Consider the following 10,209-nt stretch of genomic DNA (forward strand, 5'->3'; position numbering starts at 1 on the left):
CGGCCCGCGCCATCGCGCCGCAGGCCGCCGGCGCAGCGAGCGCCAGCTTCGCTAGCGCCGCTCTGCTCGCAGCCTGCGGCCTGGCGAGCGCAGCAGGCTTGCTCGCGCTGCGCAGCCGCCTGCTGCGCGCTGCGCCCTGCAGCGCCCGCACGCTCGCAGCCTCGGCTGCGCTGCTCGCCGGCGGCACCGCAACGCTCGCCGCGCTAATGCCCGCCGCGCTATTCGCGCGAATCGGCGGGCATTATGAGACGGCGGCTTCGCGCGCCTCCATGTACGCCGACGCGCTCGCGCTATGGCGGGAAGCGCCGCTGCTTGGCTATGGCGGCGATGCATGGCGGCTGCTTGCCGGCGAGCGCCTCGGCATCCGTGAGGTCCATAGCGGCTACTTGGACCTATTGCTTAACGCAGGCATTGTTGGCCTTGCGCTACTGCTTACTATTTTTTCTTTACTAATTGCGGCAATCGTTCGCTCGGGCGAGCGCCGAATTATGCTTGCGCCAATCGTAGTCTTGCTGCTGCATGCAGCGATTGATTTTGACATGAGCTATGGCTGTTGGTGGCTATTATTTTTGGCTATGGCTGCCTATGGGCTGGAGAGGCAGGAAAACTGCCATTTCGCGGCAATCGAACCCGATTAATCTATCAGGCGCCATTCGTCCATTCGCAATCTCTCTTCCATGCATATATTGCTTGTGGTACAACATGCAATATTTATTGCCAAATAGGAAGGGAGAGTATAGTATTGTCGAGCAAAAAACCTCCATATCTCGTGCCGGGCGGCGTCATACGCAAAGTAAAGGTGCCAACATCGATCAGGCAATCCGGTCCAATCCTCAGCAGGTTTACTGTGGTTTGGGTCCAAACTAGCGGCGTGCCGTTCCGGACGACGAACTTCTTTGCACAGCTTGTCCGCAATGGCGTTGTTGTTGCAACAGCAGGCTTTGATCCGTTCGGGGTCGCCCGCTTTAACAACATCACTACATTGACTACAGCAACATTCCAGCTCCGTGCGTTCAACCCATTCGGCGTTCTTCAACGCGTTCGTACTGTGCCGAGCGGCGTCGAAGCTTTTGCCATCATCGGCTAAGCCCATTTCACACACAGGCAAAGAAGAGCCTTATCCTACGAACCGCGATATGCGAGCGGGCGAGGATGAGGCTCTTTTTCTGCAATACAGCTATTTATGGCACTAACCCTAACCGCCAAAAGCGTCACGGAACGCTTCGCATAACGCGGCTCGGTCGACTTCCCAGAGCTCGGCGATTTCCGCGCTGACATTCTCGTCCCACCAATCGGACAGCAGCTTGCGATTGCTCTGGTTCTCAGAGATCCAAGGGAGGTTCAGCGCAACTTTTTTAAAATAAATCTTTTCCGCCTCGTCCTGCTTCTCCTTCGGAATCCACGTTTTCAGCCGTTTGGCGGTCCGATACAACTCGTTGCTGCAAGCTCTTTTTATTTTGCGTGCAGTTGGATAACCGGTGGAATGCTTCTCAAAAGTGGGCTTCATGCGACAACCGCCTCCTATACGGCTATCGTATGCGCCAATCAGGCTAGCGGACACATAGCCGCCAAGCCCAAAAGCCTATTGCACGAAGATATAGCCGACCATCGGACCGCCGCTGCGCAAATCGGTATGCGTCAGGCACTGGATCGGGTATGTGCCTGCATGTTCAGCCGTAAAACGGACAATGGTCGTTTCCCCTTTTGTCACGGTACCCTTAATGCCAAGCCCTTCGATCACGAATGGATGCTTATCGCCGCTAATGCCAGTAATGCGCAGCTCGACGGGCACGCCCTTCTTGACGTTGAAGTTGCCGGGGCTCCATACATACGCCTCTAACATCTTTCCGGCACGGTCAGTCGTCTCAAATTCACCGGTAACGATCTGGAACACCTGTGCCTGGCTGCCATCCGCATTGCCAACCTCCGCATTCGCGAGAGTTGGCTCCGCAGCATTCCAACGCCACACGGCTGTAGCTACCAATACGACGAGCACGATGACCGCTGCCCATTGGAGCTGCCTTTTTTTGACGACCACGAATTTGGTCATGGAACATTCCCTCCGTTTCTGCGTACCTACTCTAGGCTAGTCTATGCGCGGGCTTGTCAGTCGATGACGAGTGTAGCGGGTGAGGCAAAGTATGTGCTAGAATACGAAACAAGCAATGACAAGGCCTTGGGAGAGGCGAAAGGAGAAACCATGCATATTTTGTCTGACGTGGTGTCCACCATGCTGGAATGGATGAAGGAGTTGGGGTACTTCGGTATCTTATTCGGGCTTATGGTCGAGGTTATTCCGAGCGAAATCGTTCTAGCGTATGGAGGCTACTTGGTTTATCATGATGGGGGCCATATGTTCTCGTTTGGAAAGGTGTCCTTCGTTGGCGCTGTTATCTTCGGTACAATTGGGGCTGTTATTCAGAACTGGATCCTTTACGCAATCGGGCGTTTCGGCGGCCGGCCCTTTGTGGAGAAGTATGGCAAGTATTTGAAAATTAAGCAAAAGCATGTCGACATCGCTGAAGGCTGGTTTGTAAAATATGGCGCAGGCATCGTGTTTACCGCAAGATTCATCCCTGTTATGCGCCAAGTGATTTCTATTCCTGCGGGCATGGCGCGCATGCGGTTCGGGCTGTTTACCCTCCTTACTGCGCTAGCTTCATTGCCGTGGTCCATTTTGTTCGTCTACTTAGGCTGGACGCTTGGCGACCATTGGGAAGATATAGATGAGAAAGCAGGGCAGTACGTTCAGCCAGCTATTCTAATTGCGATTGGTTTGCTCGTTGCCTATGTCGTTTACAAAATCATGCGTTCCCGCAGCCGTTCGGCCTAGCGGAGCAACCTGCACAAGAAGCGCCGTGCCCGGCTATAACCGTGGAACGGCGCTTTTTTATAGCTAAGGCCTTTTGCCTGTATCTGCCTGTTTCTGCTACAATAGTAGAGTGAACAGATACGATTACTAAATCTCGAGAATGAAAGCGAGGTTCGCGATAATGGGCAAGAATGTAGCGGCAAAGCTGAATAAGGGCATCTCCCCACAGCAGTTTATGGATGGCATGGAGAAGAACAAAGAGGAGTTCCGTTCGTGGTACGAACAGTTTGAATGGGCATCGGAAGATGACCGCGAGTTTTTTGAATCGATGAACAACCGTGATGACATCCGGTGCTTGATCTTAGCGGCTGAATGGTGCGGCGACGTTGTACGCAATGTCCCAGTTGTATTCCAAGCATTGGCTGACAGCGGCATTCCGACAGAAGTACTTATTATGGAGCAGCATCTCGAAACGGTTGATGAGTTTCTGACGATGGGCGGCCGCGCAATTCCGATCGTTATTTTCGCAGATACGGGCGGCCATGTACTTGGCCAATGGGGACCGCGCCCTAAACATGTGCAAGAAGCAATGATCGCTTTCAAGCTAGCGAATCCAGACCGCGAAGCGGCAGACTACCAAGCGAAACTCGGCGAAACGCGCCAAGAGATGGGACGCCGCTATGGCGAAGGCACGGGCTACCAATCCGTCATCGTAAGCGAACTGCGCGACCTTCTCTCCTCGTTCTAAGCCGATGGCGAAGCTGAACATCCAGACGTTCTCGCTCGGGCCGCTGCAAACGAACTGCTATTTGCTGACGGACGAGGCAGGAGAGCGGGGCATTATCATTGATCCTGGCATGCAGCCCAAACGGCTGTTGGAACGAATCGAGAATATTCACATCGAAGCGATCGTGCTGACGCATGCGCATTTTGACCATATGGGCGGCGTTGATGAGGTTCGCAAGGCAAAAGGCTGTCCGGTGTATATTCATGACTTGGAGGCTGATTGGCTGACGAACGCACAGCTTAATGGCTCGGGGCGTTGGAAAGATGTTACGCCGCCGCTAACGACTGATCCGGCTGAATATGCGCTTGATGAAGGCCAGACGCTGGAATTTATCGGGCAGCGGTTTTCCGTTATGCATACGCCGGGGCATTCGCCGGGCAGCGTAAGTTTGTTATGCGGCAACGATTTGTTTAGCGGGGATGTATTGTTCCGTGCATCCGTTGGACGGACAGACCTGCCAGGCGGCCGTGAGCGGGATTTGTACGACTCCATCCGTTTGAAGCTGTTTAAGCTGCCAGACGATGTGACCGTGTATTCTGGCCATGGCCCTAAGACGACAATCGGTTTTGAGAAAGCAAACAATCCATACGTTGGATTGCAGCGATAAGGAACATGATAAGGTAACCTAGACACCCGGGCGTCGGCGAGACTGCCCGGGCGTTATTTTTCGAGCAACGATATTTGGGCAGTTATTTTTATAGGGATGGTGTTTCGGACGTGGCAGCAGTGAAGCGGGAACAATCGACGACGGATACAAGCAGCGCGAAGCCGACAGACGAGCAGTTAGCCGTAGAGAAAGAACGGATTATACGCCAAATTTCAGAAGAATTATCGATTCCGCTCACGAAAGTGAAATCGGCAGTGTCGCTTCTGGATGAAGGCAATACGATTCCGTTTATTGCACGTTATCGCAAAGAAATGACTGGCGAGCTAGACGAGAACCAGCTGCGTGACATCGAGGAAAGGCTGCAATACCGCCGGAATTTAGAAGATCGCAAGCGCGAAGTCATACGCCTCATCGACGAGCAAGGCAAGCTGACGGATCAGCTCCAGCAATCTATTATTGCGGCTGGCAAGCTGCAAGAGGTAGAGGATTTGTACCGGCCTTATCGGCAGAAGCGCAAAACGCGCGCAAGCGTTGCGAAGGAGCGCGGCCTTGAACCGCTGGCCAACTGGATTTGGGCACAGCCTAAGCAGGGGGACCCGCTAGTTGAGGCAGCGCGGTACATCAATTCGGAGAAAGGTGTGGCTTCGGCGGAGGAAGCGTTGCAAGGCGCGATGGATATTTTGGCGGAAAACATCGCAGACGATGCGGCTACTCGGGCTTGGGTGCGTAAATTCACTCAAGACCAGGGGCTGCTGCGTACGGAAGCGAAGGACGCCAAGGCAGAAACGGTGTATGAGATGTACTATGCTTACCAGGAGCCGGTTCGGAAGCTTCCGCCTCATCGCGTTCTCGCCATTAATCGGGGGGAGCGGGAGGAAGTGCTTCGCGTAACGCTGGACGTGCCTTCAGAGCGTGTACATGAGTGGATGGGGCGCAATATAGTCCGCAAGTTTACGGCTGCTCCGATTCAAGCTGTACTGGTTTCCGTCATAGAGGATGCCTATAAACGCTTAATTGCGCCATCTATTGAACGTGAGGTGCGCAATGAGATGACGGAGAAAGCGGAAGAGCATGCGATATCGATCTTCTCCGTTAATTTGCGCAATTTGCTGTTGTCTCCGCCAGTACGCGGGCAAGTTGTACTCGGGGTTGATCCAGCCTACCGGACAGGCTGCAAGCTTGCGGCCGTCGATGACATAGGCAAGCTGTTGGAAGTAGCGGTATCCTATCCGACGCCGCCTAATAACAAGGTGGCAGATGCCGAGCGGATCGTAAACGGATTAATCGATCGGTATGGGGTTAATCTGATCGTTATCGGCAATGGCACAGCTTCCCGTGAAACCGAGCAGTTTATTGCGGACCTCATTGGCAAAAGGCGCGCTGCTGGCGCTGCCGGCGCAGCAGAGCTCAAATATATGATCGTCAATGAAGCAGGCGCTTCCGTTTATTCCGCATCTAAGCTCGCAGCAGAGGAGTTCCCAGCGCTGGACGTCTCTGAACGCAGCGCGGTTTCCATCGCACGCCGACTGCAGGACCCGCTCGCTGAGCTTGTGAAGATCGAGCCTAAAGCGATCGGCGTGGGGCAATATCAGCATGATGTCGGCCAGAAGCGGCTTGAGGAAAGCCTTGGCGGCGTTGTAGAATCTGCTGTAAACCACGTCGGCGTCGACGTAAACACCGCTTCACCTTCACTTTTGTCCTATGTAGCGGGGATTAACGCTACGATTGCCCGAAACATTGTGAAGCACCGTGAAGAGAATGGAAAATTTAAGGAACGCCGCGAGCTGCAGAAGGTGCCGCGTTTAGGGGCGAAGTCTTATGAGCAGTGCGTAGGTTTCCTTCGTTTACCCGAAGGGGCCAATCCACTTGATCGTACGCCTATCCACCCGGAGTCATATGCAGTCGTAGACAAATTATTCCGGGCGCTTGGATTGAAGCTGGCTGATGTTGGTACTGAGCAGGTGCGCACGAAGCTAAGCGAAGCGGATATTGTCCAGCTTGCGGGAGAATTAGGTGTCGGCATACCGACACTTCGGGATATTGTAGAAAGCTTGCAGCGTCCGGGCAGGGACCCACGGGAAGAGCTTCCCCCTCCTGCTTTCCGGACGGATGTGTTGCAGATTGAAGACTTGAAGCCGGGCATGGAACTAGCAGGCACGGTTCGGAACGTCATTGATTTCGGCGCTTTCGTCGATATCGGCATTAAGAACGACGGGCTCGTCCACATCTCACGGCTAAGCACCAAATTCGTCAAGCATCCAACAGACGTTGTATCGGTGGGCGATACCGTTACGGTGTGGGTATTGGAAGCAGACCTTAAGAAAGGGCGCGTCAGCTTGACGATGGTCAAGCCCGACTAGCTAGCTTTCTAGCAATTTACGGCTAAAAGCCGCTTGCACCGAATATCGGTTCAAGCGGCTTTTTACAACTACGGCATCATTCACTTATTGTGAACGCTGTGTGGAAAGTTTAATTGATCGTGACGGAATCTTCGCTAGGGCGCTGCTTCGTGCGGTAAAAAAACCAGCAATCGTTCAGCAGACGGATTTGCCGGATGTCCTTCTTCTGGTAGGCGCGCATTAACTGGTTGCACAGCCATTGAGGCATATGCGTCGTCCTCCTCCCGGACCGTACTGTATGAATAGCATATGGGCACGGGCGGAAGGAAGTGCAAGTCCATACGGATGAATTCGAGCGGATTCGATTAAACTTCGTATTCCTCTTCATACCATTGCTCGAGTTGTGCCTGCAGCGCACGAATTTCGGTGAGCAGCGAGATGAGCGGGTACGACTTTTCTTGCACGGAAGCGAAATCCCGCTCGAGCTCGTTTAGGTATTCAAGGCCGTTGACGGTTTTGATGCTGGAATCGTGCAACTCTGCGCTATCGCATTCCGCGATGGCATAAGGCAAGGATGGTACATTGTCAGCTGTCAGCTTGTCGATTTCTTTATGCAGTCGCAGATTAAGTGCGCTTAATTGGTAAGCGTACGAATGCGGCATTTCGACGAATAGGATACGTGCTTCTTGCTGCATGATGACATATCGCATAGTAGGCATAGCTTGTTTGTTCTCCCCTCATAAAAAAACCTACTTGAAGTGTATCGTACCCCGCCTTTACAATTCAAGTAGTCGGAGGAGATTAACGATGAATGATAAGATGTTGCAATCGTGGGTGGAGCGGGTATCAAACGAGAGTTTTGGGCGCCCATTCAAACACAAGGCTACGTTTAATAGCCGTTTGAAAGCGACAGGCGGACGCTATTTTACCAAGTCCCATAATATTGAGATCAGCCCTCATCAGCTTGAAGCGTTCGGCGTCGAGGAGACTGAAAAAATTATTAAGCATGAGCTTTGCCACTATCATCTTCATTTGATGAAGCGGGGGTACCAGCATCGGGATGAGGATTTCAAACGCTTATTGGTACAGGTAGGAGCGACAAGGTTTTGCAAGCGGCTGCCGGAGCGGGAAGGGCGCGCGCCGAGGCCATTTAAGTACAAGCTTATTTGCGGAGCGTGCGGGATGGAATATTTGCGCCGCCGAAGGTTGGATCCGGCTCGATACGCGTGCGGCAAATGTTCGGGCAAATTAACGCTAAAGATACTTGACTCTGCTGAGCAGTCGTGATAAATTATTACTTGTCACTGTACAATTTTCCCTGATAGCTCAGTTGGTAGAGCACTCGACTGTTAATCGAGTTGTCACAGGTTCGAGTCCTGTTCGGGGAGCCATGGAGAGATACCCAAGTGGCTCAAGGGGACCCTCTGCTAAGGGGTTAGACTGCGCAAGTGGTGCGAGGGTTCGAATCCCTCTCTCTCCGCCACAATTTTCTGATTTGCTACGGAAAGGCCGTGCAACTCAATCGGTCTTTTTCTTTTGTCTTAATTCAGAAAAAACAACTTGCATCACTTAGTGATTCATGTTATGCTCTTCTGGTCGTTCAGTTGAGCGCCTTGAGATTTGCAATGTATGGCCCGTTGGTCAAGGGGTTAAGACACCTCCCTTTCACGGAGGTAACAGGGGTTCGAATCCCCTACGGGTCACCATGTTTGAGCCATTAGCTCAGTTGGTAGAGCACCTGACTTTTAATCAGGGTGTCGTAGGTTCGAGTCCTACATGGCTCACCATTTGTTTCTCCCTCGGAGCAAATGATGATGGGGTTTCTAAATGTGCGGTAGTGGTGGAATGGCAGACACGCTATCTTGAGGGGGTAGTGGGCGTACGCCCGTGGAGGTTCGAGTCCTCTCTACCGCACCATATTTATTACGATTAACAAATGAAGTGTAGACGGTGTGGTTCTCTTCACACCTTCATGATAATTGAAACCACTTTCTAATCAGGAGACACTCCTGAATAGAAAGTGGTTTTTTCGTGTTGTTACATTTCAATATTAAGGTGATCGTGAGTAACGTGGTTTATCTCCTGAGACAATTACTTGTTCAAAGTTACAATAACTCGTGATTCGTAAACCTCTTCCAAGGGTGCTTTTCTTGGTTTGTTACTTTTAGACCGCTAACTTAATAACTTTTATTTCTATAGATCTATAATGTTATACATGTTAGAATGATGGAAAAAATAGGAATTGGAGAAGATTTGATGAAAAAGTTTGGAATGCCATGCCTGTTTCTGCTAGCGCTTTGTTTGATTGTTGGATGCTCGAATTCAAATCAAGATACAAGCGAAAGGGTATCTAGTGAATCTGATAATCGTTCTGTATCTAAAGTTGAGCCTTCAAATGCCAAAATTAATGTTAGCATTAATATATCGACTAACGTGGGTGCAGATAACACTGTAAGAGTTACGGCCGAAACAAATTTACCGGACAATATGGAATTGATGTTAAGTGTTAGAGGAGATTCTGGTTATTTTGCTCAAGATAAAGTAACCATTATTAATGGTTCATTCATGAGTAATACATTTTCTAACAAAGGTAGCGGTCTAGACGCAGGGACATATGCAGTTGAGATAAATTCATCAACAGCGAATGTTCAACCACCTGATGTAAAACGAATCATTGGTGGGGATGGGGCAAACCTCGAAGGTATCGATGTGAAATCGGATTCGGTCTGGGGGAATACGATTGCAGTTTCCAAAAAGTTTGAAATCAGCTCTATAAGTACAAATCAATATTATACTAAGGAAGAACTCGAAAATGATCCCGAGGCTCCTTCGCTAAATCCTAATGATTATGATGATGCTGGTCAATACGTTCCTGAGAATGGAATTAGTGATAAGGCAGAGGATTATAATATAGATGGCAATTATAGACCAGTGGAAGAGATGTCACAGGAAGAAATCGAAGCAGAACTGACTGAAATGTTTGAGGAAGCTTTAGGACAATAAGTGCCATGAAACGATAATACGTTTTTATTAGCCTACCTTAATTGGTAGGTCTTTTCATTCTCGCAAGTAAAATTAACAACTTCTTCTCATGGACTCAGCGAAATTTTTGTAATGCGGTGTTATTGGAACAAGCGGAGCTAATGAGGTTGCCGCATTAGATATTCATTGATTCTTTTATCGAGCAAAGTATTGCTTTCTTATATAATGATGAAGGAGACCTCTGTTACGAAGGTTGTCAATTTGATGGAGATGTGTGTCGTAAATAAGCATCAATATAGTTAGAGTGTATAGTTTAAACTGTTTCAATTATTTTTTAAAAAAAGACTTGCGTTGTGTAGACTAGCTATGGTATATTCTAATTCCGGTCGCGAGAACAACACGCCGGTGAGCGAAACTGAAACAAACGAACGAGATTGCATCTCGCGAGAATGTTGAAAGAAAAGCTTGCACAACGAAATATTATGTGTTATGATAATGAACGTTGTCGAAACAAGATGAAATAAAAGCTTGACCAACTAAACATCGTATGATAAGATGTAAAAGTTGTCGAAATTGTTCTTTGAAAACTGAACAACGAGCGAAACTGTCAGAATAAATGTTTCAAAATGAGCTACAAATGCTCTAAAGTTGAAGATTTTCAACTCGCGTTGAAAACTTCTTT

General features: G+C 50.0%; 12 protein-coding genes and 5 tRNA genes. 13 read left to right on the forward strand and 4 right to left on the reverse strand.

Going from position 1 to position 10,209, the window contains the following annotated elements; all coding sequences use genetic code 11:
• Positions 1-638: O-antigen ligase family protein (locus GON22_RS25115; protein WP_160398805.1), on the forward strand; the 638-nt coding region annotated here is incomplete at its 5' end.
• Positions 639-742: 104 nt separating this feature from the next.
• Positions 743-1,087: a hypothetical protein gene (locus GON22_RS25120; RefSeq protein WP_160398806.1), complete on the forward strand. Its 345-nt coding sequence runs from the start codon at positions 743-745 to the stop codon at positions 1,085-1,087.
• 108 nt (positions 1,088-1,195) lie between these two features.
• Here the strand turns inward: GON22_RS25120 and GON22_RS25125 are convergent, their stop codons facing one another.
• Both GON22_RS25125 and GON22_RS25130 read right to left on the reverse strand, forming a co-directional pair.
• Positions 1,196-1,507: a dehydrogenase gene (locus GON22_RS25125; protein WP_160398807.1), complete on the reverse strand. Its 312-nt coding sequence runs from the start codon at positions 1,505-1,507 to the stop codon at positions 1,196-1,198.
• 75 nt (positions 1,508-1,582) lie between these two features.
• Positions 1,583-2,050 (reverse strand): cupredoxin domain-containing protein, encoded by a 468-nt coding sequence (locus tag GON22_RS25130; protein WP_160398808.1) that lies wholly within the window; start codon positions 2,048-2,050, stop codon positions 1,583-1,585.
• A gap of 150 nt (positions 2,051-2,200) precedes the next feature.
• Between GON22_RS25130 and GON22_RS25135 the strand changes: the two genes are divergently transcribed.
• From GON22_RS25135 to GON22_RS25150, 4 genes are all read left to right on the forward strand, one after another.
• Complete coding sequence (locus GON22_RS25135; protein WP_160398815.1) at positions 2,201-2,833, forward strand: DedA family protein; 633 nt, start codon at positions 2,201-2,203, stop codon at positions 2,831-2,833.
• A 160-nt stretch (positions 2,834-2,993) separates the two neighbouring features.
• Positions 2,994-3,560, forward strand: a complete 567-nt coding sequence (locus GON22_RS25140) for a thioredoxin family protein (RefSeq protein ID WP_160398809.1) — start codon at positions 2,994-2,996, stop codon at positions 3,558-3,560.
• Positions 3,561-3,564: 4 nt separating this feature from the next.
• On the forward strand, positions 3,565-4,206 hold the full coding sequence (locus tag GON22_RS25145) for an MBL fold metallo-hydrolase (protein WP_160398810.1): 642 nt from the start codon (positions 3,565-3,567) through the stop codon (positions 4,204-4,206).
• A gap of 119 nt (positions 4,207-4,325) precedes the next feature.
• A complete protein-coding gene (locus GON22_RS25150; protein ID WP_160398816.1) occupies positions 4,326-6,566 on the forward strand; it encodes a Tex-like N-terminal domain-containing protein in 2,241 nt (746 codons plus the stop codon).
• A 109-nt stretch (positions 6,567-6,675) separates the two neighbouring features.
• Here the strand turns inward: GON22_RS25150 and cmpA are convergent, their stop codons facing one another.
• Both cmpA and GON22_RS25160 read right to left on the reverse strand, forming a co-directional pair.
• Positions 6,676-6,813: a cortex morphogenetic protein CmpA gene (cmpA, locus tag GON22_RS25155; protein WP_160398811.1), complete on the reverse strand. Its 138-nt coding sequence runs from the start codon at positions 6,811-6,813 to the stop codon at positions 6,676-6,678.
• 97 nt (positions 6,814-6,910) lie between these two features.
• Entirely contained in the window at positions 6,911-7,264 is a 354-nt protein-coding gene (locus tag GON22_RS25160; protein WP_160398812.1) for a hydrolase/acyltransferase, read from the reverse strand.
• An 88-nt stretch (positions 7,265-7,352) separates the two neighbouring features.
• Between GON22_RS25160 and GON22_RS25165 the strand changes: the two genes are divergently transcribed.
• From GON22_RS25165 to GON22_RS25195, 7 genes are all read left to right on the forward strand, one after another.
• Positions 7,353-7,832, forward strand: a complete 480-nt coding sequence (locus GON22_RS25165) for a SprT family protein (protein WP_160398813.1) — start codon at positions 7,353-7,355, stop codon at positions 7,830-7,832.
• A gap of 28 nt (positions 7,833-7,860) precedes the next feature.
• Positions 7,861-7,936, forward strand: a tRNA-Asn gene (locus GON22_RS25170).
• Position 7,937: 1 nt separating this feature from the next.
• Positions 7,938-8,028: transfer RNA gene (locus tag GON22_RS25175), tRNA-Ser, on the forward strand.
• Positions 8,029-8,176: 148 nt separating this feature from the next.
• Positions 8,177-8,251 (forward strand) — tRNA-Glu (locus tag GON22_RS25180).
• Between the two features lie 5 nt (positions 8,252-8,256).
• Positions 8,257-8,332 (forward strand) — tRNA-Lys (locus GON22_RS25185).
• Between the two features lie 44 nt (positions 8,333-8,376).
• Positions 8,377-8,462, forward strand: a tRNA-Leu gene (locus GON22_RS25190).
• Positions 8,463-8,801: 339 nt separating this feature from the next.
• Positions 8,802-9,548: a hypothetical protein gene (locus GON22_RS25195; RefSeq protein ID WP_160398814.1), complete on the forward strand. Its 747-nt coding sequence runs from the start codon at positions 8,802-8,804 to the stop codon at positions 9,546-9,548.
• Positions 9,549-10,209: the final 661 nt, after the last annotated feature.

It is taken from the genome of Paenibacillus sp. MMS18-CY102 (assembly GCF_009789195.1).
In the GTDB taxonomy this organism is placed as follows: Bacteria; Bacillota; Bacilli; order Paenibacillales; family Paenibacillaceae; genus Paenibacillus_T.